Genomic DNA, 25224 nt, shown 5'->3' on the forward strand with positions numbered 1-25224 from the left:
GCCATTATGCCGGTCATCGCCGCGCATGACCGGTGGTGCACTGCACTATGATCCCGGCGGCGCTTCCACACGGATGGCGCGGACGCGGCGCATAAAAAAACCGCCAGCATGCTGGCGGTTTTTTTATGGTGCGAACCGAATCAGTACATCTTCTTCGGCAGCATCTGCATGCGCAGGCGCTTGCGCAGGCGCGCTTCGGCAGCCTTCTTCTTGCGCTTGCGCTCGGTCGTGGGCTTCTCGTAGGCGGTGCGGCTCTTCAGCTCGACGATCAGGCCAGTCTGCAGAATGGAGCGACGGAAGCGACGCATTGCAACTTCAACCGGCTCACCGGGTTTCAAGACGATCTTGGTCAATTCAGTCCTTTAGGGGATTGCTGCCGCGCAAGCGGCTGGTTCAAACGAGGGGAAACTGCGGCCGCCGCCGGGGCGGCTGGTATTGCACACGGGGCAGACACTGCCCTGGGTGCACCCCCGCGAACCTGAAAGATGTGGACCGGTGAGTCCGTGCAACCAGTGTCAGGGGTGATAGCGCCGGGTTCCTTGAACAACGGGAGGCCTGGCAGTACCGGTTTCCGTAAAAAGCTATACGCCCGTAACTATGGCACGTATACGGCGCAAATGTCAAGAACGTGGGTGGATTCGGAATGCATCGCGCGGTACTCGTTACCGGCAAAGTGGCGCTCGAATCGCACCCGGAGTCGCGATGCCCGCTTCAGAGCGCCCGCGAGCCCGAGGACGTGAATTTACACGAAGTTGATGCCCCCGCGGTGGTTCTTGATACCGTCTGAACACCACATTGCTTACGCTCGAAGCAAGGAGCGGCGGTACCGCTCGACAGGGTCTTTGCCATGATCACGCTACTGGTTACGGTCGACGGTTCGGACGCGGCCGCCGCAGCCGCGCGGCACGCGGCGTTCCTGTTCCGCGAGGGCAGCGTTGCGCGAGTGGTGCTGCTCAATGTCCAGGAGTCGCTGCAGCATGGGCGCACGGTTGCCTTCCGCTCGCTGGGCGACCAGCGCGAACTGGCGCGCCGGCATGGCGAAAGCGAACTGGGTGAGGCGCGAGACATCCTTGAGGATTCCTGCGTGGCTTATACCGCCGTCATCGGCGTCGGCGCCATCGTTCCGACCATCCTCCGAGTTGCCGAGGCCAGCCAGTGCGACGGCATTGTGCTTGGTACGACGTTCTGGTCCCGGCTGAACGCCTGTTTCGGTGGCGGCCTGCCCGCGCGGCTGATGCGCCGTGCGCGAGTGCCGGTGACGCTCGTCAGGGCGCCGCGCGTTGTCGGCTGTGGCGACGGCATGGCCACCCGTGCCAGCCGCCTGACGCAACGCCGGCCCGCCACGATGTTGCCGGCCGCGGGCTGAAGCGGATGGCGCGGGCAAGCGCGAGAGCGGCGGTCCGGCGCAATCCAAGGAGCACGATCATGTGGGTCTACAAACTGGCGCTTGCAGTGCTGGCGCTGCTCGCGCTCATCCTGCTTTTCATCTGCCAGTACCGGCTGACCAGTGCGCTGTGGCGCCGCGAGGAAGACGCGGCCCACGATCGCGGCGACATCGGGCGCCTGTAGCTGCCCTGACCGTCCAGGGCGGTCGCCATGCGTTTTTATATCTTCTTTATCTCCGTTGCCGGTCTTTCTACCCCGTTTTTAGCGGTCGATCCATAAGCTTCCGGGTGTCAGTCACTCTTGGATCGATTGTCATGGACGGGGTCTTCCTCATCGCCTTGATCGTATTTGCCGCCGCCAGCGCGGCATTGCTATGGCTGTGCGCCGCCTTGGGCGCCAACGGGCCGGGAGCCGCCGCGGAGCACGGCGGTCTGCGCAACGACGCCGCGCTTGGCAAGCACAGCGCTGCCGAGAGGGGGTTGTGATGGACTGGGCTGATCTGCTGAGCGGCGCACTGGCCGCGCTGATTTTCATCTACCTCCTGATTGCGCTGTTCCGCCCGGAGAAATTCTGATGTCGACCCAATTCCTGGGCCTGCTGGCCCTGTACCTGGCAATCCTGTTTGCCATGGCGCCGTTCCTTGGCCGCTACATGCGGCGCGCGATGGAGGACGGCGCGTACAAGCTGACCGCGTGGGGGAGTCCGCTCGAACGCGTGCTCTACAAGCTCGCCGGTGTACGCGCCGATAGCGAGATGGGCTGGAAGCAGTACACGGTCGCCGTGCTCGCGTTCAACCTGCTCGGCGTGGTGGTGGTCTACGCGCTGCAGCGGTTGCAGGGCTACCTGCCGCTCAATCCGCAGGGTTTCGGCGCCGTGACGCCCGACTCGGCCTTCAATACGGCCATCAGCTTTGTCAGCAACACCAACTGGCAAGGCTACGCGGGCGAATCGACGATGAGCTACCTGACGCAGATGCTGGCGCTCACCGTGCAGAACTTTGTGTCCGCGGCAACCGGCATTGCGGTGGTGTTCGCGCTGATCCGCGGCTTCGCGCGCCAGAGCAGCGCCACCATCGGCAACTTCTGGGTCGACATGACGCGCAGCACCCTTTACGTGCTGGTGCCGATCTCTACGGTGATCGCGCTGGCGCTGGTCAGCCAGGGTGTGATCCAGAACTTCGACAGCTACAAGGAAGTCAGCCTGGTGACGCCGGTCGAGTACAGCCAGCCGAAGGTCGATGCAGCCGGTCAGCCTGTGCTCGACGCGCAGGGCAAGCCGGTCACCGAAGACCTGAAGACGGACAAGCAGACGCTGGCCATGGGCCCGGTGGCTTCGCAGGAAGCCATCAAGATGCTGGGCACCAACGGCGGCGGCTTCTTCAACGCCAACTCCGCGCATCCCTACGAGAACCCGACCGCGCTCGCCAACATGATCCAGATGCTGGCCATCTTCCTGATCCCGGCCGCACTGTGCTTCACCTTCGGCGAGATGGTGAAGGACCGGCGCCAGGGTGTGGCGGTGCTGGCGTCGATGACAGTGATATTCGTCGCCATGGCGTGCGTGGCATCGATGTCGGAGTTGCAGGCCAATGCTGCGCTGGCAGGCCTGCCGGTCGATCATGCCGTTTCGGCGTTGCAGGCCGGCGGCAACATGGAAGGCAAGGAAACGCGCTTCGGCATGGCGGCGTCGGCGCTGTTCGCCACCATCACCACGGCGGCCTCGTGCGGCGCGGTCAATGCCATGCATGACTCCTTCACCGCCATTGGCGGGCTCGTGCCGCTGCTGCTGATGCAGCTGGGTGAAGTCGTGTTCGGGGGCGTCGGCTCCGGCCTCTACGGCATGCTGGTGTACGCGGTGCTGGCTGTGTTCATCGCCGGCCTGATGATCGGACGCACGCCGGAGTATCTGGGCAAGAAGATCGAGGCGTACGAGATGAAGATGGCCGCGGTGGCCATCCTCGTGACGCCGCTGCTGGTGCTGGTCGGTACCTCCATCGCGGTAATGACGGAGGCGGGCAGGGCGGGCGTGTTCAACCCGGGCACGCATGGCTTCTCCGAGATCCTCTATGCGCTGTCCTCGGCGGCCAACAACAACGGCAGCGCCTTTGCCGGCCTGTCCGCCAACACGCCGTTCTACAACACCCTGCTGGCCGCGGTCATGTGGTTCGGCCGCTTCTGGATCATCATCCCGGTCCTCGCACTGGCCGGCTCGCTGGCCGCGAAGAAGCGCCTGCCGGTTACCGGCGGCACCATGCCCACGCACGGCGCGCTGTTCGTGGTGCTCCTGGTTGGTTCGGTGCTGCTGGTCGGCGCACTGACCTATGTCCCGGCTCTGGCGCTGGGCCCCGTTGCCGAGCAGTTGCAGGGCGCGGTGACGGCGATTGCCAAGTAAGCGTATTGCGGAGAAACGCATGCAACAAGAATCCATGGCGACGCGCAGCAAGGCTGGCGGCGCTGCATCCAGAACCAATGCATCGGCGGCGAATGCCGCCACCCCGTCGGGCGGCGCGCCCCGTCCGCATGACCACCACCATCGCTCGCCGCGAAGCGGCATGTTTGCGCCCGACCTCGTCAAGCCGGCCTTGCTGGCCGCGCTGAAGAAGCTGTCGCCGCGCGAGCAGGTACGCAACCCGGTGATGTTCGTGGTGTATGTGGGCAGCATCCTGACCACCATCCTGTTCCTCAAGGCCCTGGCCTCGCCCGCGGCAGCGGGCGGGGAAAGCGCCGGTTTCATCCTGGCTGTTTCGGTCTGGCTGTGGTTCACGGTGCTGTTCGCGAACTTTGCCGAGGCCCTCGCGGAGGGCCGCAGCAAGCAGCAGGCGGAATCGCTGCGCGGGCTGAAGACGACCGCCATGGCGCGCGTGCTGGTGGACGGCAAGCGTGGCGGGGCGGCGGAAACGCGTGCGGCCACCACCTTGCGGCGCGGTGACATCGTGCTGGCCCAGGCCGGCGACATGATCCCGGGCGACGGCGAAGTCATCGAGGGTGTGGCATCGGTGGACGAGAGCGCGATCACGGGCGAATCCGCACCGGTGATCCGCGAATCGGGTGGTGACTTTTCGTCGGTCACCGGCGGCACGCGCGTGTTGTCGGACTGGATCGTGATACGCATCACCACCAATCCGGGCGAAAGCTTCATCGACCGGATGATCAGCATGGTCGAGGGCGCCAAGCGGCAGAAGACGCCCAATGAGCTGGCGCTGACGATCCTGCTGGTGGGCCTGACCATCGTGCTGCTGCTGGCGACCGTCACGCTGCTGCCGTTTTCGCTCTACAGCGTGCTGGTCACCAGGGCCGGCCTTCCGGTGACCATCACCGTGCTGGTTGCGCTGCTGGTGTGCCTGATCCCGACCACCATCGGCGGACTGCTGTCGGCCATCGGCGTGGCTGGCATGAGCCGCATGATGGAGGCGAACGTCATTGCCACCTCGGGCCGCGCGGTGGAAGCCGCGGGCGACGTGGATGTGCTGCTGCTCGATAAGACCGGCACCATTACCCACGGCAACCGCCAGGCCTCGCGCTTCGTGCCCGCGCCGGGCATCCCGGCCCAGCAGCTCGCACAGGCGGCGTGGCTGTCGTCGCTTGCCGACGAGACGCCGGAAGGGCGCAGCATCGTGACGCTGGCGCGCCAGCAGCAGGGTGTTGCCGCGCCGGACATGGCGGTGCTGCGGCCGGTGTTCATCCCGTTCACGGCGCAGACGCGCATGAGCGGCGTGGACCTGCGCGATGGCGAAGGCGAGCGCATTGTGCGCAAGGGTGCGGCCGACGCGGTGCGCCGCTTCGTGACCGAACGCGCCGGCAAGTTTCCCGAAGCCGTGATGCAGGCGGTGGACGATGTCGCCCGCGCGGGCAGCACGCCGCTGGTGGTGGCGGAGGAAGCCGACGGGAACGTGCGCGTGCTGGGCGTGGTGGAACTCAAGGACATCGTCAAGACCGGCATCCGCGAGCGCTTCACGGAGCTGCGCAAGATGGGCATCAAGACCGTGATGATCACCGGCGACAACCGGCTGACCGCGGCGACCATCGCGGCTGAAGCCGGTGTCGATGACTTCCTTGCCGAAGCGACGCCGGAAGCCAAACTCAAGCTGATTCGCCAGTACCAGGGCGAGGGCCGTCTCGTGGCGATGACCGGCGACGGCACCAACGACGCGCCGGCGCTGGCCCAGGCCGATGTCGCGGTGGCGATGAACAGCGGCACGCAGGCGGCGAAAGAGGCCGGCAACATGGTCGACCTCGACAGCAATCCGACCAAGCTCATCGAGATCGTCGAGATCGGCAAGCAGATGCTGATGACGCGCGGATCGCTCACGACGTTCAGCGTGGCCAACGACGTGGCCAAGTACTTCGCCATCATCCCGGCCGCGTTTGCCACCACCTACCCGCAGCTGAACCTGCTGAACGTGATGGGGTTGAGCACGCCGGCGTCGGCCATCATGTCGGCGGTGATCTTCAACGCGCTGATCATCGTGGCGCTGATACCGCTGGCGCTCAAGGGCGTGGCCTACCGGCCGCTCGGCGCGGCGGTGCTGCTGCGGCGCAACCTGCTGATCTACGGCCTGGGCGGCATCCTGGTGCCGTTTGCCGGGATCAAGCTGATCGACATGGTGCTGGCCCTGCTGGGCTGGGTCTGACCGAACATCTGCAAAGAGAAGGCATTCATGAATACGCATATGCAATCCACGCAATCCGCGCCCGTCGTGCCGCAGCAGGGTGGTCTGCTGCGGCCGGCGCTGGTTATCTTCGCCGCGCTGTCGCTGCTGACGGGTTTGCTGTACCCCGGCGTGATCACCGCAATATCGAAGGCGGTGTTCCCGCAGCAGGCAGCCGGCTCGCTGATCGTCAGGGACGGCAAAGCCGTGGGCTCGGCCCTGATCGGGCAGCCGTTCTCGGACCCGAAGTATTTCTGGGGCCGCCTGTCGGCCACTGCGCCCATGCCCTATAACGCGGCGGCATCGGTCGGCTCCAACCTCGGGCCGACCAACCCCGCGCTGACCGATGCGGCGCGCGCACGCATCGACGCACTGCGCGCGGCGGACCCGGACAACAAGGCGGCGGTGCCGGTGGACCTGGTCACCGCGTCCGGCAGCGGGCTGGATCCGCACATCAGCCTGGCGGCGGCGGACTACCAGGCGCCGCGCGTGGCGCGGCTGCGCGGGCTGCCGCCGGAGACGGTGCAGGAACTGATCCGGGCGAACACGGAATCGCCGTCGCTGGCCGTGCTGGGTGACCCCGGCGTCAATGTGCTCAGGCTGAACCTGGCGCTGGATGCGGCATCCGGCAAATAGGCAGGCCGAGCGGGCGTGCTTTGCCGTACGCGTGGCACAATCTGACCGTGCCCGCCCGCGCGCCGGGGAGCGCTGCTGACCATGCCCGAATTGCGATCTCCCACTGAACGTCCGGACCCGGACAGCCTGCTGCAGCGGATGCAGGAGGAGGGCGCGCGCGCCGCGCGGGGCAAGCTGCGCGTCTACTTCGGCGCCTCGGCCGGCGTGGGCAAGACCTTCGCCATGCTGACCGCCGCGCGCTCACTGAGAGAGCAGGGCGTTGATGTGGTCATCGGCGTGGTCGAGACGCATGGCCGTGCCGAGACCGAGGCGCTGATCGACGGCATCGAGCGCCTGCCGATGCGGGACGTGCCGTACCGGGACCGCGTGCTCGCGGAGTTCGACCTGGACGGCGCGCTGGCGCGCCGCCCGGCGCTGGTGCTGGTCGACGAACTCGCTCATTCCAACGCGCCGGGCAGCCGGCACCCCAAGCGCTGGCAGGACATCCAGGAACTGCAGTCGTCCGGCATCGATGTCTGGACGACCGTCAATGTGCAGCACCTGGACAGCCTCAACGAGGCGGTTGGCGGCATCACCGGTATCCGTGTCTGGGAAACCGTGCCGGACGCGGTCTTCGACAGCGCCGATGAAGTGATCCTGGTCGACCTGCCCGCCGATGAACTGCTGCGGCGCCTGCGCGAAGGCAAGGTCTACCTGCCGGAGCAGGCGCGCCACGCGGTGCGCAATTTCTTCCGCAAGGGCAACCTGATCGCCCTGCGCGAACTGGCCCTGCGGCGTACCGCGGACCGCGTGGACGATGATGTGCGCGCCTATCGCCGCGCCGAGTCGATCCAGTCGGTCTGGCGCACGCGCGAGGCTGTGCTGGCCTGCATCGGTACCGGCAGCGATGCCGAGCAGGTCGTCAGGAGCGCGCGCCGCCTGGCCGGCCAGCTCGATTGCGACTGCCATGTGATCACCGTGGCCGCGCCACGGCTCGCGCCCGCGTCGGACGCAGAGCGCATGCGGCTGGAGTCGGCGATACGCCTGGCGGAGGAACTGGGGGCGCGTACCGAGACGCTGGCCGGCAGCGATATGGTGCAGGCTGTCGCCGGTTATGTCAGGCGCCACAACCTGACCAAGGTCGTGCTTGGCCGCACCCCGACCCGATGGCGACGCGAGGACGAGTCGCTGCTGATGCAAGGGCGCTCGCTGCTGGCCTGGGCGCTTTCGCCGTTCCTGGGCGCGCGTGCCTGGCTGTTCGGCCGCAAAAGCTTTGCCGATGCCTTGTCGTCTGCCTGCCCCGAAATCGACGTGATACGCGTGGCAGCGGATACCACGCGCATGGATGTCAAGCCCGCCAGCGCGCCGGCACCGGCCGAGGAAAGCGAGGCCGCGCAGGCGCAGGAGCGCCGCGTGCGCATGCAGTCCTACCTGTGGGCCGTTGCCTGGTGCGCCGGCGCAACGGCTGTGTCGATGCTGGCCCGGCCGTGGTTCGACCTGGTCAATATCGCCATGCTGTTCCTGGTGGCGGTGGTCGGCGTGGCGTTGCGGCACGGCCGCGCTGCGGCCGCGCTGGCCTCCGTGATCGCCGTGGGCGCCTTCGACTTCTTCTTCGTGCCGCCCAGGCTTTCCTTTGCCGTGAGCGATGTGCAGTATCTGCTGACGTTTCTGGTGCTGCTGTCGGTGGGCCTGGTGATCGGCCAGCTCACCGCCGGCCTGCGCGAGCAGGCCGAGGTGGCGGTGCAGCGCGAGACCGATGCGCGCACGCTCTACGAGCTCGCGCGCGAGCTGTCGTCGGCATTGATGAGCGATCAGATCGTCTCGATCGGCAGCCGATTCCTGCGCGCAGCCTTCGACGCGCATTCGGCGTTCTTCCTGGTCGGGCCAGATGGGCGGCTTCTGCCGCCCGCGGTGGACATAGAGGGCCAGACTGACAGGCACAGTGACGCCATCGATCGCGTGCTCGCCCAATGGGTGTTTGACCACGGCCAGCCCGCCGGCACGGGCACCCACACGCTGCCGGCGGGCACCGTGCTGTACCTGCCGCTCAAGGCGCCGATGCAGACGCGCGGCGTGCTGGCGGTGGAGCCGCGGGCGTGGCGCGCGTTTGCACAGCCGGCGCTGCGACGCCAGATCGACGTGTTTGCGACGCTGATGGCCATCGCGATCGAGCGGCTGCACTATGTGGACGTCGCCCAGCAGGCGCTGCTGTCGATGGAGTCGGAGCGGCTGCGCAGCTCGCTGCTGGCCGCGGTGTCGCACGACCTGCGCACGCCGCTGACCAGCCTGATCGGCATGGCCGAGACCCTGCAGCGCGGCGATCCGCCGCTGGTGCCGCATGTCGCCGATACGGTGGCGGCAATGCGCGACCAGGCCAGACGCATGAGCACCATGGTGGTCAACCTGCTGGACATGGCGCGGCTCCAGGGTCGGGACGTGCGCATGCAGAAGGAGTGGCAGTCCTTCGAAGAGCTGGTCGGCGCGGCGCTTGGCGCATTGCGCGACGCGCTTGCCCTGCATCGCGTCGTTGTAGCGGACCTCTCCACGATGCCGCTGGTCGAATGCGACGCCGTGTTGATGGACCGGGTGCTGTGCAACCTGCTGGAGAATGCGGCCAAGTACACGGCGGCCGGAACCGAGATCCGCATCAGGGCCGAGGCCGTGGATGACGAGGTACGCCTTGTGGTGGAAGACGACGGCCCCGGCGTGCCGGCCGGCAGCGAGCGGCAGATTTTCGAGAAATTCACGCGGGGCGAGCGCGAATCGGTAACGACGGGCGTGGGCCTTGGCCTTGCTGTCTGCGACGCGATCGTGCAGGCCCATGGCGGACGCATCTGGGTCGAGCCGGTGCGCGAAGCGGCGATGCCGGGTGTCGGCATCGGCGCGCGCTTCGTGGTGGCCCTGCCGCGCGGCAATCCGCCGGTGATCGAGCCGGAAGCGGCGGACATCCCCGCGTAATCCCATTCAGACGGAGAGCAACAGATGCCTTTCGAGTTTTCGCCCACGGTGCTGCTGGTCGAGGACGAACCCCATATCCGACGCTTCGTGCGCACGGCCCTGCAGGACGAAGGCTGCACCGTGCACGAGGCGGAGACGCTCAAGCGTGGCCTGATCGAGGCAGGCACGCGCCAGCCGGACCTGGTGGTGCTTGACCTGGGGCTGCCCGACGGCGACGGCGTCAGCCTGATCCGCGAAGTGCGTACCTGGACCGAGGTGCCGATCCTGGTGCTGTCCGCGCGCAGTGGCGAGGAAGACAAGATCGGCGCGCTCGATGCCGGTGCCGACGACTACCTGACCAAGCCATTCGGCGTGGGCGAACTGGTGGCGCGCCTGCGCGTGCTGCTGCGCCGGCATGCGCGATCGAATCCGCATGGGTCGACGCACATCGCCTTCGGTGAGGTGCAGGTCGATCTGGCCAATCGCATGGTCATGCGCGCGGGGCAGGCCGTGCACCTGACGCCAATCGAGTACCGCCTGTTGTCGGTACTGATCGCGCATCGCGGCAAGGTGATGACCCATCGCGAACTGCTGCGCGAGGTCTGGGGACCTTCGCATTCCGAGAGCAGCCAGTATCTCCGGGTCTATATGGGCCACTTGCGGCACAAGCTCGAAGCGGACCCTGCGCAGCCCGTGCATTTGCTTACGGAAGTCGGGCTCGGATACCGGTTTGCGGGGTAAGGCGCGGGGCAGGGCGAGATTTTTTATTCCATCCCTTTGCCTGGCTCAAGTTTCTTGATGCCGTTTTTAGGCGCTCATCCTTATCGTGGCAGGCTGTCCCGCGGGGCTCCGCGGGCTGTTCCTCAACTCTGCCTCGATAACAATGACAGCTTTGCGCAAATCGGCCGCCTGGATGGTGGCCGCAATTCCCTTCATCGCTTTCCTCGGCGCGAGCCCGGCTCTTGCACAGTCCGCACCGGAACCGGTGGCCGAGCCGGCATCGGCATGGACAATCACCGCGAACGTCGCGCTGGCGACCGAGTACCGCTATCGCGGGCTGATGCAGACCAACGGCCGTCCGGCCATTCAGGGCGGCTTCGATGTCAGCCACGCGTCTGGTTTTTACCTGGGCAACTGGAACTCGAACGTGAGCTTCCTGGGTGACAGCAATCCCGCGGTCTCGGCACCGATCGAGATGGACTTCTATGGCGGATTCAAGAACACCTTCGGTGGCGGCGCCTGGAACTACGACGTTGGCGTGCTGCAGTACTACTATCCGGGCGACTATCCGGCCGGCTATGTGCGGCCCTATACCACCGAGGTGTACGCGGGCGTGGGCTATGGACCGGTATTCCTGAAGTACTCCTATGCACCAACCAACCTGTTCGGCTTTGCCGACAGCAAGCACAGCTGGTATGCCGACCTGTCGGCCAACGTGCCGCTCAATGTCTGGGGCCTGACGCTGAACGCGCACGTGGGTTACCAGAAGGTGCAGTTCACCGATGCCTCCTACACGGACTGGAAGCTGGGCCTGACCAAGGACCTTGGCAATGGTTTCGCAGTGTCGGTGGCGTACATCGACACCAACGCCGACAAGGCGGTCTATACCAACGCAAAGGGGCGCTACATGGGCAAGGCCACGGCCTGGGCGTCGATCAGCAAGACGTTCTGAGCCGCGCGCTCTTGATGGGAATTTGATGCACGGGCCCGGCATTGCTGCATCAAATTTAGGCCGCGATGCCTAGCATGGATGCATGTTCAACAGACGGCCCGCAACGACGGGCCAACAGACATGCCCCAGTCGAACCTTGCCACCGAAGCCGTTCCCCGACGCCGGGCCCTGCGGGCCCGCGACACGCACCCGGAGGTGACACCGGTCTGGATCCGTTTCCGCGTGGCGGTGGCATCCACCGAAGTGTTCATGATCCGCCAGGCGCTGCAGCGAGCGATTGGCCAGGTTGCGCGGATCTATATCATCAAGGTCGATCACCGTCATGATGAAACGACCGTGCAGGTGGAAGTGGCCCGCACGAACCGCGAGCAGGCCATGGACGCCATCATGCAGGCATTGCCGGCCGCGGAGTTCGGCTTTGCCACCGCACTAGGGGCCGATCATGTGGCGCACTGAGGAGCAGGGCTTCGCCGCCGCCGCGATCGATGCCTGCCTGCGCCCGGTCGCGGGCGGGCACGCGCCGCCGTGGGGCATGTGGCTGCCGATGGTGACGCCCATGCGCGGTGCCGCGCTGGACCTGCCGGCGGCGGCACGATTGGCCGAGCGCTACGCGCGTGCCGGTGTGGACGGTCTCGTCATCCTGGGCACGACAGGCGAGGGCGGCCTGCTGTCGCCGAAGGAGCGACGCGAGCTTGCCGCGACCGTGCTCGAGGCGGTGAATGGCGCCGTGCCGGTGATGGCTGGCGCTGGCGGGGTCGATACGCGTGCGGTAGGCGAGCAGGTCCGCCATCTCGACCACCTCGATCTCGCCGGCTACCTCGTTGCGCCGCCGTACTACCTGCGCCCGTCGGACGCGGGCATTGCGTGGCATTTTGCCGAAGTACTGAAGGTGACGCAGCGGCCGCTGATGCTCTACAACGTACCCAGGCGCACGGGCTGCGCCATGTCGTTGGCGCTGATGCGGTCGTTGCTGGCACATCCGCGCATCGTGGCAGTGAAGGAGTGCGACGCTGCCAATCTGCGCGAGGCGGCCAGGCGGCAGCCGTTCCCGGTGTTCTGTGGCGACGATGCGCACATGCTGGACCACCTGCTGGCGGGTGGCGCGGGCGCGGTGCCGGCGTCGGCGCATATCCGGCCGGAACTGTTCGTCCGGTTGCTGCACCTTGCCGAAACCGGGCGGCGACTCGCCGCGGGGGCGCTGTTCAGCCAGTTGCAACCGTTGGTCTCACTGATGTTTTCGGAGCCGAATCCTGCGCCGGTGAAGGCGGCGCTGGCGATAGAGGGCTGGATCGAACCCGATGTCCGCCTGCCCATGCAGCCGGCCAGCAAGGCGCTGTGGCAGCGGCTGGAGACGGCGTTGGCGTCGCTGCCCGCAATATCGGAAGAGGGCATGCGCGAAGCGAATGCTTCTTGATTTGCCGCCAGCTCCCGGCGCCGACGCGCTTCGAAGCGCAAAGACAAAACCGGAGCGGCAAAAAGAAAAAGGCCGATGCTTGCGCATCGGCCTTCGTCTTGTATCGGTTGGCTCCCCGACCTGGGCTCGAACCAGGGACCTGCGGATTAACAGTCCGTCGCTCTACCGACTGAGCTATCGGGGAACAGCAGAGAAAGAGATTATAGCCAGCTTCTCTTTTGCTCGTCAACACCTTTCGGCAACTTTATGGCTGCCGACTGCTTTGGCGAGGCGCCTGGCCGCTGTGGCCGCGCTGCGGGTGCGCCTGACTGGCGGCGCTCCGGTGCTTTGCATTCAACAGCGAGGCCGAATTATAGCGAGGCCGCGGGGCCGGGGCTCCAAAGAAAAAAGCCGCCATTCAGGCGGCTTTTCATTCGATCGCTGCGGTCCGGGCCGGGATCAGTCGAACACCGGCGATTCCACGCCGAGGACCTTGTGCAGCTTCGGCGAGGTGGTGGTGTACTGCATGTGGATTTTCTTCTCGGGGAAGATATACGGCGCAGCCCCGAACGCGGCCAGCGCGGCCTCGTGGAAGCCCGACAGGATCAGCTTCTTCTTGCCGGGGTAGGTGTTGATGTCGCCGACCGCGAAGATGCCAGGGATATTGGTCTGGAATTTCTCGGTGTCCACCTTGATCTGCTTGCGCTCCAGGTCCAGGCCCCACTCGGCGATCGGGCCGAGCTTGGGCGACAGGCCGAAGAACACCAGCAGGTCGTCCAGCGGCAGGCGGCGGGTCACGCCGTCGGCACCGGCCACCTTCACTTCGGTGAGCACGCCGTCCTTCTCTTCATAGCCGCCGATCTGGCCGACCAGGAACTGCATTTCCATCTGTTCGCACAGATCCTTCATCTTGGCGACCGAAGCCGGGGCGGCGCGGAAGCCGTCGCGGCGGTGGATCATCACCACCGACTCGGCCTTGCCGACCAGGTCCAGCGCCCAGTCCAGCGCCGAGTCGCCGCCACCGACGATCACCAGGTTGCGGCCGTGGAAGCGGCTCGGATCCTTGACGCGGTAGAACAGCTGCTTGCCGTCGAACTTGTCGATGCCGTCGACCTTCAGCGTGCGCGGCTGGAACGAGCCCACGCCCGCGGCGATGAAGATGGTCTTGGTGATGAAGCGGGTTCCGAGCGAGGTCTCGACGAAGAAGCGGCCATCTTCACGGCGCTCGACCACGGAGACTTCCTGGCCCAGGTGGAAGGTGGGCTCGAACGGCTCGATCTGCTTGAGCAGGTTGTCGGTCAGTTCCTGGCCGGTGCAGCTGGGCACGGCCGGGATGTCATAGATGGGCTTGTCCGGATACAGCTCCACGCACTGGCCGCCGACCACCTTGAGGGAGTCGATGACGTGCGCCTTGATTTCAAGCAGGCCCAGCTCGAACACCTGGAACAGGCCAACCGGGCCTGCGCCGACGATCAGTGCGTCGATTTCCAGCGGCTGACCGCCGGCGGTGTTGCTGGCGGCCGCTTTCGTCGTGTCGGCAACGGGATTGGGAATGCTCAAGTCCATATTCGTCCTGATACGTTTGTGGGCATCGCGTGCCCGGCATTGCGGAAAGCGCGTGGGGACGGCTTTCTAGTCGGTTCAGCGCTGCAGGTACTGCAGCTTGTCGGTCGCGTCCTTCCACTCTTCGGCCTCGGCCAGCGGGGCCTTGGTCTTGGTGATGGACGGCCAATTGCGCGCCAGCTCGACGTTCAGTTCAATGAAGTGCTGCTGGTCGCCCGGGACGTCTTCCTCGGCGTAAATGGCATTCACCGGGCATTCGGCCACGCACACCGCGCAGTCGATACACTCATCCGGGTCAATGGCCAGAAAGTTCGGGCCTTCACGGAAACAATCCACCGGACATACGTCAACGCAGTCTGTGTAGCGGCAACGGATGCAGGATTCGGTGACAACGTGAGTCATTTCGGTTCCAGGAAAACGGGTCGGCTTTTGATGGGAAACTGGTTTCGGCCGCTTGTTTGCCTGCGCTGCAACGAGCATTGCCGCCAATGGCGATCTGCATGGGGCGAACGCGGGCCGTGGCCTTTCAGAAACCGATATTGTATCCGAGCCTTCTGGCAAGGATAGCGGGTCTATATAGCCGGATCAGATAGTTTTCTTATTTCTTTATGTATATTTGATTGCGAACAGGTCTGTGCCATACGGGCCGGCAATGGCACGATGCGATGGTGCCGGAAGCACTTCCTGTCGTCGCACCCGCCGTCGGGGCCAATCACGAGGAGATCACCATGCCTTGCCAGCAGCGCTTTGGTCCGTGGGATGTGGGCAGGCGGGCACGTCGGCGCGCGCTGTGCGGGTGGCTCGGGCTCATCGGACTGCACTTGCTGGCGGCCACACTGCCGACCGGCGCGAACGCGCAGACATTGTCCGAGCCCCGCATGGCCGACAGCGTGGTGTCCCGCCTCGTGGCATGGCGCACGCGCTCGGACCAGCCAGTGGCGCTGGCGGCACTGACGAGCTTCGACTGGGAGAGCTTCAGCGTCACCCGGGCCCCGGCCGGGGACGCCATGGCCAACTGCGGCCGGGCCGGGTTGCTGCCGTGCGGCCCGGAACTGCAGCCCGAAGCCGGCCAGATGGTGCAGGTGCTGAGCTTCCAGCGCGGGGGACGCCAGGTCTACGCCGAGCGCATCATGGCGGAGAACGGTGCCTTCGCCGAGCCGTTGCCGGTGCAGGTGCCGCGGGCGGCGGCAACGCTCATGTCGTGCCGGGCCGGCGATGGCCGTCCCTTGTGGTGTGTGCAGGGCGTCCCGGCCCCGCGGCGCCCGCAACCTTTTCTCGACGGCGGCTGAGCGCGCTTTCGAGCGCAGCCGCCCGCAAGGGCGGACATCGGTTAGCATGTGTGCCTGAACCGGCATCGCCGTCTGGCCCGTTATGATCATCCCATCCCTGCTCGACACCGACCTGTACAAGTTCACGATGATGCAGGTGGTGCTGCACCATTTCCCCCAGGCGCAGGTTGAGTACCGCTTCAAGTGCCGGAACGCGGGCGTCGACCTGACCCCGTATATCGAGGAGATCCGCGCGGAGGTGGCACAACTGTGCAGCCTGCGCTTCACGGAAGAGGAACTCGCCTACCTGCGCGGCATGCGATTCATCAAGAGCGATTTCGTCGATTTTCTCGCGCTGTTCCACCTGAACCAGAAGTACGTGTCGATCGAGCCCGCGCCGCAGGGCAATGGCGAGATCGAGATCGCAATCCGTGGCCCGTGGCTGCACACCATCCTGTTCGAGGTGCCGCTGCTGGCCATCGTCAACGAGGTGTATTTCCGCCGCACGCAGCCCAGGCCCGACCTGGCAGAAGGGCGCCGCCGGCTGGAGCAGAAGCTCGCACTGCTGCAGGCGCACGAATACCGCGATTGCGTGATCGCGGACTATGGCACCCGCCGGCGCTTCTCGCGCGACTGGCAGGAAGAGGTTCTGCTGGAGATACGCAACACGCTGGGGCCGCAACTGGCCGGCACGAGCAACGTGCATTTCGCGCGCCTGCACAATATGGTGCCGCTGGGCACCATGGCGCATGAGTATGTGCAGGCGTGCCAGGCGCTGGGCCCGCGCCTGCGCGATTCGCAGGTCTTTGCGCTCGAGAACTGGGCGCGCGAATACCGCGGCGACCTGGGCATTGCGCTGTCGGATACCTACGGCTTCGACGCGTTCCTGCGCGATTTCGACCTGTATTTCTGCAAGCTGTTCGACGGCGTGCGGCACGATTCCGGCGACCCCTTACTGTGGGGCGAGCGGATGCTGGCGCACTACGCGGCCAACCGGGTCGATCCGCTCGGCAAGACACTGATTTTCAGCGACAGCCTCGATATCCCGCGCGTCATCGAGCTGTACGAGCGCTTTCACGGCCGCTGCCGGCTGGCGTTCGGCGTGGGCACCAACCTGACCAATGACCTTGGCTATACGCCACTGCAGATCGTCATCAAGATGGTCCGCTGCAACGGGCAGCCGGTGGCCAAGCTGTCGGATACGCCGGAAAAGACCATGTGCGACGATCCTGGCTACCTGGCCTACCTGCGCCAGGTGTTCGAGGTTCGGGCGCCTGCTTAGCAATTTTCAACAGATTCGGGGCGTGAGCGGAGCAGGGCGCGCCACTATAATGGCGTGCATTGCCCCGCATGTTCATGACGCCAGGCCCTATGGAAACCAACGACGCCCGTGACCGCATCTTTGCCCGTATCCGCGCCGCGCAGGGGCGTTCGCCCAAGGTAAGCAGCGGCGAGCGCGAAGCCGTGGCCGACTACCTCGCGCGTCATCCGCAGGGGCCGCGCCCGAGCGCGCAGCCGGACCGTACCGAAGCCTTCATGGCGCAGGCGCAGCGCATGGCGTCCACGGTCGATCGTGTCGCGACGCTCGCCGATGTGCCGGCCGCAGCGGTGCGCTTCCTCGACAGCCTGAACCTCGTGCATCGTGCCGTCGCCTGGGACGCGTTTGGCGCGCTGCCGTGGCAGGACAGCGGCATGACCGTGGAGTGCCGGCCTCCCGTGCGCGATCCGCAGGCCGACCACGACCACGGCGACCTGGTCGGCATCACGGGCTGTTTCTGCGCCATTGCCGAGACCGGCTCGCTGATGCTGCTGTCGGGCCCGGAAACGTTCGCGTCGGCAGCGCTGCTGCCCGAGACGCATATCGCGGTGGTGCCGGTGTCGCGCATCGTCGACAGCCTCGAAGATGCGTTTGCGCTGATGCGCAGCGAACGCGGCGAGCTGCCGCGCGCGACCAATATCATCAGCGGCCCGTCGCGTACCGGCGACATCGAGCAGACCATCGTGCTGGGCGCACACGGGCCGTACCGCGTCCACGTCATCCTGGTCGACCAGGCCTGACAGCGTTTCGGCCACATGCCGCGCTGGACGCGGCGGCGCCTGATTTACACTGGCACGTTCACCGTGCGTTCACCGTGCGATGTGCGGAGCGTTGCCGCAGGGCGATCCGCATGCGGCAGGCGCTGCCGTTCCGCCCCACGCCACACACTGTCCAAGGAGAGTCCGTCTGATGCAACGCGCCCGCATGCTGTTGCCGCTGCCGGCCATGCTGGCCGTTTTGCCTTCGCTGTCCCACGCCGCCGATATCGATGGCGCGGCCCTGTCCGCATGGTGGGGGCTGCCGTTTGCCGGTGTGCTGCTGTCGATCGCGTTGTGCCCGCTGCTTGCGCCGCGTTTCTGGCATCACCACTACGGCAAGATCGCGGCGGGCTGGGGCCTGCTGTTCCTGCTGCCGTTCGCCGCGGTGTTCGGCGCGCATATGGCACTGGCAGGCGCGGTGCACGCGCTGCTGGCCGAGTACATTCCGTTCATCGCGCTGATCGCAGCGCTCTATATCGTCGCGGGCGGCATCTGCGTGCGCGGCAACCTGCACGGAACGCCGGGGCTCAATACCGGCATCCTGGCACTGGGCACCTTGCTTGCAAGCTTCATGGGCACGACGGGCGCGGCCATGCTGCTGATCCGGCCGCTGCTGCGCGCCAATGACAACCGCCGGCATGTGGCCCACGTGGTGGTGTTCTTCATCTTCCTGGTGGCCAATGCCGGCGGCGCGCTGACGCCGCTCGGGGACCCGCCGCTGTTCCTGGGCTTCCTGCAGGGCGTGGACTTCTTCTGGACCATGCGCAAGATCCTGCCGGAGACGCTGTTCATCTGCCTGGCGCTGCTGGCCATTTTCTACGTGCTGGACCGGCACTACTACCACAACAAGGAGGAAGCGCGGCCGGCGCACAGGGATCCCACGCCAGACACGCGCGGCATCCGCATCGAAGGCAAGATCAACTTCGTGCTGTTGCTCGCGGTGGTGGGGCTGGTCCTGATGAGCGGATTGTGGAAGCCGGGCATCTCGTTCGACGTGCTTGGCACCGACGTGCCGCTGCAGGCGGCCGTGCGCGACGTGATGCTGGTGGCGGTGGCCATCGTCTCGCTGCTGGTGACGCCGCATGCCGCGCGCAGCGGCAACGAATTCAGCTGGGAACCGATCCTGGAGGTCGGCAAGCTCTTTGCCGGCATCTTCCTGACCATCATCCCGGTGATCGCCATGCTCAAGGCGGGCACCGACGGGGCGTTCGCGGTCGTGGTCCGGGCCGTGAGCGATGCCAACGGGCAGCCGGTCGACAGCATGTACTTCTGGGCGACCGGCCTGCTCTCGTCCTTCCTGGACAATGCGCCGACCTACCTGGTGTTCTTCAGTACGGCAGGCGGGGATGCCGCCACGCTGATGACGCGCGACGCGTCCACACTCGCGGCCATCTCCGCCGGCGCGGTCTTCATGGGGGCCAATACCTACATTGGCAATGCGCCGAACCTGATGGTGAAAGCCATCGCTGAAAACCGCGGCCTGCGCATGCCCAGTTTCTTCGGCTACATGCTATGGTCTGGCTCCATCCTGTTGCCGCTGTTCCTGGTGATGACGTTCCTTTTTTTCAAAGTGTGATGCCATGAAGCCGTCTGTCCTTGTCACCCGCGCCATTTTTCCCGACGTCATCGAACATCTCGCGCGGCACTTCGATGTCGATGACAACCAGCAGGACGCCGTGCTCGATGCCGACGCGCTCAAGGCGCGCCTGGCCGGAAAGGCAGGTGTGCTGACCAATGCCGCCGACCGCGTCGATGCTGGCCTGATCGCCGCGCTGCCCGGCCTGCGAGCCGTCTGCAACATGGCGGTCGGCTACAACAACCTCGACATTCCCGCGCTGACGGCAGCCGGTATCGTTGCCACGAACACGCCAGACGTGCTCACCGAGACCACGGCCGATTTCGGCTGGGCGCTGCTGATGGCAACCGCGCGGCGCGTCACCGAGTCCGAGCACTACCTGCGTGATGGCAGGTGGCAGCGCTGGAGCTACGACATGCTGGTCGGCATGGACGTGTACGGCAGCACGCTGGGCATCCTCGGCATGGGCCGTATCGGCCAGGCCCTGGCACGTCGCGCGGCCGGGTTTGGCATGACGGTGCTCTACCACAACCGCAGCCGGCTGCCGGAGTCCACGGAGCAGGCGCTCAATGCGCGCTATGTCAGCAAGGACGAGCTGCTTCAGCAGTCGGACCACGTGGTGCTGGTGCTGCCGTACGGCCCGCAAAGCCACCATGTCATCGGTGCCGCCGAACTGAACCAGATGAAGCCGACGGCCACGCTGATCAACCTGGCGCGCGGCGGTATCGTCGACGACGCCGCACTGGCGCAGGCGCTCAAGACACGCCGTATCTTTGCCGCGGGACTCGACGTGTTCGAAGGTGAACCTGATGTCCACCCGGGCCTGCTGACCGTGCCCAACGTGGTGCTGACGCCGCACATCGCCAGCGCGTCGGAGAAAACGCGCCGCGCCATGGCCATGCTGGCCGCCGACAACCTGATCGCGGCGCTCGATGCCGGACCCGACGCCGGACATCCGCAGTCGGTCATCAATCCCGCGGTGATGGGGCATCGCCGCTGAAACGCTTCCCATGACCTGGATTCCCTTGCTTACGCTGGGCGTGGCGCTGCTGGCGCTCGTCCTGCTTGTCGTGCTTGTGCTGCGCCAGCAGGCATCGCCCGACGCCGCCGGCGACCTGCATCGCCAGCTTGCCGATTCCCGCAACGAAAGCCTGCGCGGGATGGAGCGGCTCGAGCGCGAGTTGCGCAACGAAGTGGCCGAGGGCGCGCGCGGCAGCCGTTCGGAGTCGGCCCAGCAGATGCTGCGCTTCCAGCAGACGCTGTCGTCGCAGCTCACGAGCATCGCCACGCTGCAGAACAACCAGATCGACGGCTTTGCCCAGCAACTCGCCAAGCTGACGGAATCGAATACGCAGCAGCTCGAACACGTCAGGCAGAACCTGCTGTTGCAGGGCCAGCAGGCTCGCGATGAGCAGGCGGTGTCATTGCGCCGCTTTGGCGACGGCCTGCAGCAGCAGCTTGCGCAGATGTCGGAGGCCAACGAACGCCGGCTGGCCGAGGTTCGCGCCACGCTGGAACAGAAACTGCACGACATCGAGGCCAACAATTCCACCAAGCTCGACGAGATGCGCCGCACCGTCGACGAGAAGCTGCACGCGACGCTGGAGCAACGGCTCGGCGAATCGTTCCGGCTGGTCTCGGACCGGCTGGAGCAGGTGCATCGCGGACTCGGCGAAATGCAGATGCTGGCGCAAGGCGTGGGTGACCTGAAGAAGGTGCTCACCAACGTGAAGTCGCGCGGCACCTGGGGCGAAGTGCAGCTCGAGATGTTGCTCGAGCAGATGCTGACGAAGGATCAGTACGACAAGAACGTGGAAACCGTGCGCAACTCGGGCGCGCGCGTGGAGTTCGCGATTCGCCTGCCGGGCAAGGATGCCGAGCACGGCACGGTCTGGCTGCCGATCGATGCCAAGTTCCCCAAGGAGCAGTACGAGCGGCTGCTCGATGCCCAGGAGCGCGGCGACGTCGACGGCGTCGCCGCGTTTGGCCGCGAACTGGAAATGGCGTTGCGACGCGAGGCGCAGACCATCTCGGAGAAGTACCTGTCGCCGCCCGCCACCACGGATTTCGCCATTCTCTTCCTGCCGACGGAAGGGCTGTACGCAGAGGTCTTGCGCAGGCCCGGCCTGACCGATGTGATGCAGCGGAACTACCGCGTCACGGTGGCGGGGCCAACCACGCTGACGGCACTGCTGAACAGCCTGCAGATGGGCTTCCGCACGCTGGCGCTGGAAAAGCGTTCCAGCGAGGTCTGGGAAGTGCTGGGAGCCGTGAAGACGGAGTTCGGGAAATTCGGGGAGGTGCTTGCGAAGACCCGCGATACGCTCGAGCGGGCGGCGCGCAATATCGAGCAGGCCGAGGTTCGCACGCGTCAGATGGCGCGCAAGCTGCGGACGGTCGAGGCCTTGCCCGGCGAGGCGGCGCAGCAGTTGCTGGGCACCGGTGTGCCCGAGGTGCCGGAGGTGTCGGAAGACGCGGGTGGCTGAAGCCGGCGCCGCGGCGCCAGCTCCGGAGGCGGATCAGTTCTGCTCTTCGGGAACCAGTTCGCGCACGTGGACTTCGATGCCGCCAAAGCGCGCGGCAACCCAGTTGTAGGCCTTGCAGGCCAGCCACAGCAGCCCGAATCCGATCAGTGCGTTCAGGATCAGCGCGGTGAACACGGTGATGCCGGGCAGGTCGCCGTAGCGGACGAAGGCGACAAACAGGCCCAGCGAGACGATCGGTACCGAAAAGCACAGGTAGACCAGCACCAGCGCGCGGGCGGTCTTGACCGGGTGGAGGTAGGCAATCTCCTGATTCATGACGGGGGAGGGAATTGTTTCAAAATCGTGCGGCAAGTTTAGCGATTGCCCGGACCCACGCATAGCCCGACAACGGCGTGGCGTACATTTCACCCGCTCCCGCCAACGGCGGCTGCCAATATGCGGCGCAAAAACGACAGATTGACCGCGTCCCGGGTGCCCCCGGTGGGACTCAGACCAGCCCGTCGAACAGCATCACGTCGACCAGATCGCCGGCCCGGACCGAATCCTGCTCGTGCGCCAGCACGATGAAACAATTGGCTTCGCTCATCGAGCGCAGCACGCCGGAGCCTTGCTGTCCGGTGACCCGCACCTCCCATTCGCCGCCGTTGCCGCCGTCGCTGCGCGCCAGGATGCCCCGCTGGTATTCGGTACGGCCGGGCTTCTTGCGGATCGACTGGGCGCTGCGCACGCGCATCAGCGGCAGCGGCGGCACGCTGGCACCCATCTGGCGGTGCAGCGCGGCGCGTACGAAATGGTAGAAGGTCACCATGACGGCCACCGGGTTGCCCGGCAGGCCGAAGAGCAGCGCGTCGCGCCCGCCCGAGGCGATGCGCCCGAATGCCATCGGCCGCCCGGGGCGCATGGCGATCTTCCAGAAGGTGACGTCGCCCAGGCTGGCCATGATCTGCTTGGTGTAGTCCGCTTCGCCGACCGAGACGCCGCCCGAGGTGATGACCGCATCCGCGTTCTCGCAGGCCGAGCGGAACGCGGCTTCCAGGGCGGCGGGGTCGTCGCGCACCACGCCCATATCGATCAGCTCGACGTTCAGGCGTCGCAGCATGCCGTGCAAGGTATAGCGGTTCGAGTCGTAGACGCAGCCGGCATCGAGTGGCTCGCCGATCGAGCGCAACTCGTCGCCGGTCGAGAAGAAGGCTACGCGCAGGCGGCGGCGCACCCGTACCTCGGCAAAACCCAGCGAGGCCAGCAGGCCCAGGTCCGCCGGCTGGATGATGCGTCCGGCCGGCAGCGCGGCCTGGTTGCGCGCCAGGTCTTCGCCGCGCAGGCGGCGGTTGTCACCGGCGCGCACGGCGTCGGCGGCGAAGCGGATGCGGCTGCCGTCGGCCGATGCCTCCACGAACTCCTGCGGCACCACGGTGTCGCAACCTGCGGGCATGACCGCGCCAGTCATGATGCGCACGGCCTGGCCCGCGCCCGGCTGGCTGCCGGCGCCGCCTCCAGCGAATGCGGTATTACCGGCGACCTCGAGTTCCACCTGCCCTGCGGTCGTCTGTAGCGCGCTGCTGGCGAAGGCGTAGCCATCCATGGCCGAGTTGTCGTGCGCGGGCACGTCGATGGGCGAGATGATGTCCTCGGCCAGCACGCGATCCAGCGCGCTGCGGATGGGCACCTGCTCGACGCCGCGCACGGGCTCCACCACCTCGCCGATGATGCGGTTGGCATGCGCCACGGGCAGGGCGGTGGGGTCGTAGTCGGACAGGCAGGAAATGACGGATTGCAGGGATGGCATGGTGGGATCGGGCTCTCAGCGGGCTCTCGGCGGGCTCTCAGCGGGCTCTCAGCGGGCTCTCAACCGGCGTCGTGCGTGCGCAGCTCGTCGAGGGTGTTGATATTGGCAAAGGCGCCGGCGTCATCGAACAGGACTTGCGCGAGCCGGTGCGAGGCAGCCCAGGTTTCGATCTTGCGTCCGCCGCCGTTCAGGTAGGCGACCAGGTCGTCCAGCATGCCGACCGGCATCAGGCAGAAGACTGGCTGCAGTTGCCGGCGGCCATCCGCGTCGACCGTGACCGGAATCGCCAGCTCGGCGCCTTCAGCTTCGATGGCGTCGGCGAGTCGCTGCACCAGATCGGTGGGAAGGAACGGTGAATCGCAGGGCGCGGTGACCATCCAGCCGGTGGGGCATTGCTCGAGCCCCGCCAGCATGCCGGCCAGCGGGCCGGCAAAGTCGGGCACCGAATCGGTTACCACCGGCACGCCGAACGATTCATAGGCCGACAGGTTCCGGTTCGCGTTGATCATCAGCGCGCCGGTCTGCGGCGTCAGCCGCATCATGGTGTGCATGGCCATGGGCGTGCCGCGCAAGGGCTGAAGGCCCTTGTCGGTGCCGCCCATGCGGCTGCCCCTGCCGCCTGCCAGGATCAGGCCGGTAATGTCGTCGCGTGCAATCATCGGAAAGTTTGGGTTCGGCGCAGAGTCATCCGCCGATGTAGGACATTTCGATCTTGCGTTCGGCGCGGGCTTGCCGCACCGCGGGGTTGCTGCGCTGCTCGGAGTAGTTGTCGGTGCGGCGCTGCCAGACCTGCGCGATGGCGTTCGACACCTGCAGGTCGCTGTAACCGCCGCGCAGCAGGGCGCGCAGGTCATAGCCCTCGGTCGCGAACAGGCACAGGTAGAGGCGGCCTTCGGTCGACAGCCGGATGCGGCTGCAGTCTCCGCAGAAGGCGTGGCTCACGCTGGAGATCACGCCGATCTCGCCGCCGCCGTCGCGGTAGCGCCAGCGCTCGGCGGTTTCGCCGGCGTAGTTGGCCTGTACCGGCTCCAGCGGGAAGGCCTCGTCGATGCGTCGGACCACTTCGGCGGACGGCAGCACTTCATCCATCTGCCAGTGGTTGCTGGCGCCGACATCCATGAACTCGATATAGCGCACGATGATTCCGCTGGCGCGGAAGTGGCGGGCCATCGGCACGATCTCGGCATCGTTGGTGCCGCGCTTGACCACCATATTGACCTTGATGGGGGCCAGCCCCACGGCCTGCGCGGTCTCGATGCCATGCAGCACGTCGGCCACGGCGAAGTCCACGTCGTTCATGCGGCGGAAAGTGGCATCGTCGATGGCGTCGAGGCTCACGCTCACGCGGCTCAGCCCGGCATCGCGCAGCGACCGCGCCTTGCGCGCAAGCAGCGATGCATTGGTGGTCAGCGTCAGGTCCAGCGGCTTGCCGGAGGCGGTCTCGATGCGCGCCAGCATTTCGACCAGCTTCTCGATGTTCTTGCGCAGCAGCGGCTCGCCGCCGGTCAGGCGGATCTTCTCGACGCCGAGGCTCGCGAACAGTCGCGCGGTACGCTCGATTTCCTCGAAGCTGAGCAGCTCCGAGTGGGGCAGGAAGGTGTAGTCCTTGTCGAAGACTTCCTTCGGCATGCAATACACGCAGCGGAAATTGCAGCGGTCCGTCACCGAGATGCGCAGGTCATGCAGCGGGCGCGCCCGGGTATCGGCGACCAGCCCGGAAGGCTCTACCAGCGTTTCGGGGATGCTGGGCGTCATCGAGCGGTAGCGATGATCGCGCAGATCGAAGATCGGAATGACGGTTTCGGTCATGGCCTGTGG

At 66.2% G+C, this 25224-nt stretch carries 25 protein-coding genes and 1 tRNA gene; 18 read left to right on the plus strand and 8 right to left on the minus strand.

Going from position 1 to position 25224, the window contains the following annotated elements; genetic code table 11:
- Positions 1 to 140: 140 nt before the first annotated feature.
- Positions 141 to 353, minus strand: a complete 213-nt coding sequence (rpsU, locus tag KHO22_RS20375; protein ID WP_211948988.1) for a 30S ribosomal protein S21 — start codon at positions 351 to 353, stop codon at positions 141 to 143.
- A 494-nt stretch (positions 354 to 847) separates the two neighbouring features.
- On the opposite strand from rpsU, the gene KHO22_RS20380 reads away from it, so the two are divergent.
- The 12 genes from KHO22_RS20380 to dapA all read left to right on the plus strand — a co-directional run bounded on the left by KHO22_RS20380 (position 848) and on the right by dapA (position 12672).
- On the plus strand, positions 848 to 1366 hold the full coding sequence (locus KHO22_RS20380) for a universal stress protein (protein WP_211948989.1): 519 nt from the start codon (positions 848 to 850) through the stop codon (positions 1364 to 1366).
- Positions 1367 to 1425: 59 nt separating this feature from the next.
- On the plus strand, positions 1426 to 1569 hold the full coding sequence (locus KHO22_RS20385; protein WP_211948990.1) for a hypothetical protein: 144 nt from the start codon (positions 1426 to 1428) through the stop codon (positions 1567 to 1569).
- A gap of 131 nt (positions 1570 to 1700) precedes the next feature.
- Positions 1701 to 1871 carry a hypothetical protein gene (locus KHO22_RS20390; RefSeq protein ID WP_211948991.1) on the plus strand — a complete coding sequence of 57 codons (171 nt, stop codon included), beginning with the start codon at positions 1701 to 1703 and terminating at the stop codon, positions 1869 to 1871.
- Positions 1871 to 1960, plus strand: a complete 90-nt coding sequence (gene kdpF, locus KHO22_RS20395; protein WP_041679662.1) for a K(+)-transporting ATPase subunit F — start codon at positions 1871 to 1873, stop codon at positions 1958 to 1960. Before KHO22_RS20390 ends, kdpF begins: the two co-directional genes overlap by 1 nt.
- Positions 1960 to 3777 carry a potassium-transporting ATPase subunit KdpA gene (kdpA, locus tag KHO22_RS20400; RefSeq protein WP_211948992.1) on the plus strand — a complete coding sequence of 606 codons (1818 nt, stop codon included), beginning with the start codon at positions 1960 to 1962 and terminating at the stop codon, positions 3775 to 3777. The genes kdpF and kdpA overlap by 1 nt, the downstream gene beginning before the upstream one ends.
- A gap of 34 nt (positions 3778 to 3811) precedes the next feature.
- Positions 3812 to 6016 (plus strand): potassium-transporting ATPase subunit KdpB, encoded by a 2205-nt coding sequence (gene kdpB, locus KHO22_RS20405; RefSeq protein WP_420839630.1) that lies wholly within the window; start codon positions 3812 to 3814, stop codon positions 6014 to 6016.
- Between the two features lie 27 nt (positions 6017 to 6043).
- The gene (kdpC, locus tag KHO22_RS20410) at positions 6044 to 6670 is read left to right on the plus strand and encodes a potassium-transporting ATPase subunit KdpC (protein WP_211948994.1); all 627 of its coding nucleotides are present in this window, start codon (positions 6044 to 6046) and stop codon (positions 6668 to 6670) included.
- A gap of 81 nt (positions 6671 to 6751) precedes the next feature.
- A complete protein-coding gene (locus KHO22_RS20415) occupies positions 6752 to 9607 on the plus strand; it encodes a DUF4118 domain-containing protein (RefSeq protein ID WP_211948995.1) in 2856 nt (951 codons plus the stop codon).
- Positions 9608 to 9631: 24 nt separating this feature from the next.
- Positions 9632 to 10327: a two-component system response regulator KdpE gene (gene kdpE / locus KHO22_RS20420; protein WP_211948996.1), complete on the plus strand. Its 696-nt coding sequence runs from the start codon at positions 9632 to 9634 to the stop codon at positions 10325 to 10327.
- Between the two features lie 142 nt (positions 10328 to 10469).
- A complete protein-coding gene (locus KHO22_RS20425; RefSeq protein ID WP_211948997.1) occupies positions 10470 to 11258 on the plus strand; it encodes a TorF family putative porin in 789 nt (262 codons plus the stop codon).
- Positions 11259 to 11378: 120 nt separating this feature from the next.
- Positions 11379 to 11714: a hypothetical protein gene (locus KHO22_RS20430; protein ID WP_211948998.1), complete on the plus strand. Its 336-nt coding sequence runs from the start codon at positions 11379 to 11381 to the stop codon at positions 11712 to 11714.
- Positions 11701 to 12672: a 4-hydroxy-tetrahydrodipicolinate synthase gene (gene dapA, locus KHO22_RS20435; RefSeq protein ID WP_211948999.1), complete on the plus strand. Its 972-nt coding sequence runs from the start codon at positions 11701 to 11703 to the stop codon at positions 12670 to 12672. The genes KHO22_RS20430 and dapA overlap by 14 nt, the downstream gene beginning before the upstream one ends.
- A 108-nt stretch (positions 12673 to 12780) precedes the next feature.
- Here dapA and KHO22_RS20440 read toward each other — a convergent pair.
- The 3 genes from KHO22_RS20440 to fdxA form a co-directional block, all read right to left on the minus strand.
- A tRNA-Asn gene (locus KHO22_RS20440) sits at positions 12781 to 12856 on the minus strand.
- A gap of 254 nt (positions 12857 to 13110) precedes the next feature.
- The gene (locus KHO22_RS20445) at positions 13111 to 14217 is read right to left on the minus strand and encodes an NAD(P)/FAD-dependent oxidoreductase (protein ID WP_211949000.1); all 1107 of its coding nucleotides are present in this window, start codon (positions 14215 to 14217) and stop codon (positions 13111 to 13113) included.
- Between the two features lie 75 nt (positions 14218 to 14292).
- Positions 14293 to 14616, minus strand: coding sequence for a ferredoxin FdxA (gene fdxA / locus KHO22_RS20450; RefSeq protein WP_211949108.1), 324 nt, complete (start codon positions 14614 to 14616; stop codon positions 14293 to 14295).
- Between the two features lie 326 nt (positions 14617 to 14942).
- Here fdxA and KHO22_RS20455 point away from each other — a divergent pair, with 326 nt between their 5' ends.
- The 6 genes from KHO22_RS20455 (at position 14943) to KHO22_RS20480 (ending at position 21620) form a co-directional block, all read left to right on the plus strand.
- On the plus strand, positions 14943 to 15503 hold the full coding sequence (locus tag KHO22_RS20455; protein WP_211949001.1) for a hypothetical protein: 561 nt from the start codon (positions 14943 to 14945) through the stop codon (positions 15501 to 15503).
- Between the two features lie 82 nt (positions 15504 to 15585).
- Positions 15586 to 16764 carry a nicotinate phosphoribosyltransferase gene (gene pncB, locus KHO22_RS20460; RefSeq protein ID WP_211949002.1) on the plus strand — a complete coding sequence of 393 codons (1179 nt, stop codon included), beginning with the start codon at positions 15586 to 15588 and terminating at the stop codon, positions 16762 to 16764.
- Positions 16765 to 16853: 89 nt separating this feature from the next.
- Complete coding sequence (locus KHO22_RS20465; RefSeq protein WP_211949003.1) at positions 16854 to 17540, plus strand: LutC/YkgG family protein; 687 nt, start codon at positions 16854 to 16856, stop codon at positions 17538 to 17540.
- Between the two features lie 169 nt (positions 17541 to 17709).
- Positions 17710 to 19134, plus strand: a complete 1425-nt coding sequence (locus tag KHO22_RS20470; RefSeq protein WP_211949004.1) for a sodium:proton antiporter — start codon at positions 17710 to 17712, stop codon at positions 19132 to 19134.
- 4 nt (positions 19135 to 19138) lie between these two features.
- The gene (locus tag KHO22_RS20475; RefSeq protein WP_211949005.1) at positions 19139 to 20134 is read left to right on the plus strand and encodes a 2-hydroxyacid dehydrogenase; all 996 of its coding nucleotides are present in this window, start codon (positions 19139 to 19141) and stop codon (positions 20132 to 20134) included.
- A 10-nt stretch (positions 20135 to 20144) separates the two neighbouring features.
- On the plus strand, positions 20145 to 21620 hold the full coding sequence (locus KHO22_RS20480; RefSeq protein ID WP_211949006.1) for a DNA recombination protein RmuC: 1476 nt from the start codon (positions 20145 to 20147) through the stop codon (positions 21618 to 21620).
- 33 nt (positions 21621 to 21653) lie between these two features.
- On the opposite strand, the gene KHO22_RS20485 is transcribed toward KHO22_RS20480, so the two are convergent.
- The 4 genes from KHO22_RS20485 to moaA all read right to left on the minus strand — a co-directional run bounded on the left by KHO22_RS20485 (position 21654) and on the right by moaA (position 25215).
- Positions 21654 to 21935, minus strand: a complete 282-nt coding sequence (locus KHO22_RS20485; RefSeq protein WP_211949007.1) for a hypothetical protein — start codon at positions 21933 to 21935, stop codon at positions 21654 to 21656.
- Between the two features lie 172 nt (positions 21936 to 22107).
- On the minus strand, positions 22108 to 23406 hold the full coding sequence (gene moeA, locus KHO22_RS20490) for a molybdopterin molybdotransferase MoeA (protein ID WP_211949008.1): 1299 nt from the start codon (positions 23404 to 23406) through the stop codon (positions 22108 to 22110).
- A gap of 59 nt (positions 23407 to 23465) precedes the next feature.
- Positions 23466 to 24065: a molybdenum cofactor guanylyltransferase MobA gene (mobA, locus tag KHO22_RS20495; RefSeq protein WP_211949009.1), complete on the minus strand. Its 600-nt coding sequence runs from the start codon at positions 24063 to 24065 to the stop codon at positions 23466 to 23468.
- Between the two features lie 25 nt (positions 24066 to 24090).
- Complete coding sequence (moaA, locus tag KHO22_RS20500) at positions 24091 to 25215, minus strand: GTP 3',8-cyclase MoaA (protein ID WP_211949010.1); 1125 nt, start codon at positions 25213 to 25215, stop codon at positions 24091 to 24093.
- Positions 25216 to 25224 lie beyond the last annotated feature (9 nt).

This window comes from Cupriavidus yeoncheonensis (assembly GCF_905397275.1).
Classification (GTDB): Bacteria; Pseudomonadota; Gammaproteobacteria; order Burkholderiales; family Burkholderiaceae; genus Cupriavidus; species Cupriavidus yeoncheonensis.

Bases quoted from the DNA above. Each gene is read 5' to 3' on its own strand.
- KHO22_RS20380 (WP_211948989.1), top strand. From the start codon at position 848: ATGATCACGCTACTGGTTACGGTCGACGGTTCGGACGCGGCCGCCGCA.
- KHO22_RS20385 (WP_211948990.1), top strand. From the start codon at position 1,426: ATGTGGGTCTACAAACTGGCGCTTGCAGTGCTGGCGCTGCTCGCGCTC.
- KHO22_RS20390 (WP_211948991.1), top strand. From the start codon at position 1,701: ATGGACGGGGTCTTCCTCATCGCCTTGATCGTATTTGCCGCCGCCAGC.
- kdpF (WP_041679662.1), top strand. From the start codon at position 1,871: ATGGACTGGGCTGATCTGCTGAGCGGCGCACTGGCCGCGCTGATTTTC.
- kdpA (WP_211948992.1), top strand. From the start codon at position 1,960: ATGTCGACCCAATTCCTGGGCCTGCTGGCCCTGTACCTGGCAATCCTG.
- kdpB (WP_420839630.1), top strand. From the start codon at position 3,812: ATGGCGACGCGCAGCAAGGCTGGCGGCGCTGCATCCAGAACCAATGCA.
- kdpC (WP_211948994.1), top strand. From the start codon at position 6,044: ATGAATACGCATATGCAATCCACGCAATCCGCGCCCGTCGTGCCGCAG.
- KHO22_RS20415 (WP_211948995.1), top strand. From the start codon at position 6,752: ATGCCCGAATTGCGATCTCCCACTGAACGTCCGGACCCGGACAGCCTG.
- kdpE (WP_211948996.1), top strand. From the start codon at position 9,632: ATGCCTTTCGAGTTTTCGCCCACGGTGCTGCTGGTCGAGGACGAACCC.
- KHO22_RS20425 (WP_211948997.1), top strand. From the start codon at position 10,470: ATGACAGCTTTGCGCAAATCGGCCGCCTGGATGGTGGCCGCAATTCCC.
- KHO22_RS20430 (WP_211948998.1), top strand. From the start codon at position 11,379: ATGCCCCAGTCGAACCTTGCCACCGAAGCCGTTCCCCGACGCCGGGCC.
- dapA (WP_211948999.1), top strand. From the start codon at position 11,701: ATGTGGCGCACTGAGGAGCAGGGCTTCGCCGCCGCCGCGATCGATGCC.
- KHO22_RS20445 (WP_211949000.1), bottom strand. From the start codon at position 14,217: ATGGACTTGAGCATTCCCAATCCCGTTGCCGACACGACGAAAGCGGCC.
- fdxA (WP_211949108.1), bottom strand. From the start codon at position 14,616: ATGACTCACGTTGTCACCGAATCCTGCATCCGTTGCCGCTACACAGAC.
- KHO22_RS20455 (WP_211949001.1), top strand. From the start codon at position 14,943: ATGCCTTGCCAGCAGCGCTTTGGTCCGTGGGATGTGGGCAGGCGGGCA.
- pncB (WP_211949002.1), top strand. From the start codon at position 15,586: ATGATCATCCCATCCCTGCTCGACACCGACCTGTACAAGTTCACGATG.
- KHO22_RS20465 (WP_211949003.1), top strand. From the start codon at position 16,854: ATGGAAACCAACGACGCCCGTGACCGCATCTTTGCCCGTATCCGCGCC.
- KHO22_RS20470 (WP_211949004.1), top strand. From the start codon at position 17,710: ATGCAACGCGCCCGCATGCTGTTGCCGCTGCCGGCCATGCTGGCCGTT.
- KHO22_RS20475 (WP_211949005.1), top strand. From the start codon at position 19,139: ATGAAGCCGTCTGTCCTTGTCACCCGCGCCATTTTTCCCGACGTCATC.
- KHO22_RS20480 (WP_211949006.1), top strand. From the start codon at position 20,145: ATGACCTGGATTCCCTTGCTTACGCTGGGCGTGGCGCTGCTGGCGCTC.
- KHO22_RS20485 (WP_211949007.1), bottom strand. From the start codon at position 21,935: ATGAATCAGGAGATTGCCTACCTCCACCCGGTCAAGACCGCCCGCGCG.
- moeA (WP_211949008.1), bottom strand. From the start codon at position 23,406: ATGCCATCCCTGCAATCCGTCATTTCCTGCCTGTCCGACTACGACCCC.
- mobA (WP_211949009.1), bottom strand. From the start codon at position 24,065: ATGATTGCACGCGACGACATTACCGGCCTGATCCTGGCAGGCGGCAGG.
- moaA (WP_211949010.1), bottom strand. From the start codon at position 25,215: ATGACCGAAACCGTCATTCCGATCTTCGATCTGCGCGATCATCGCTAC.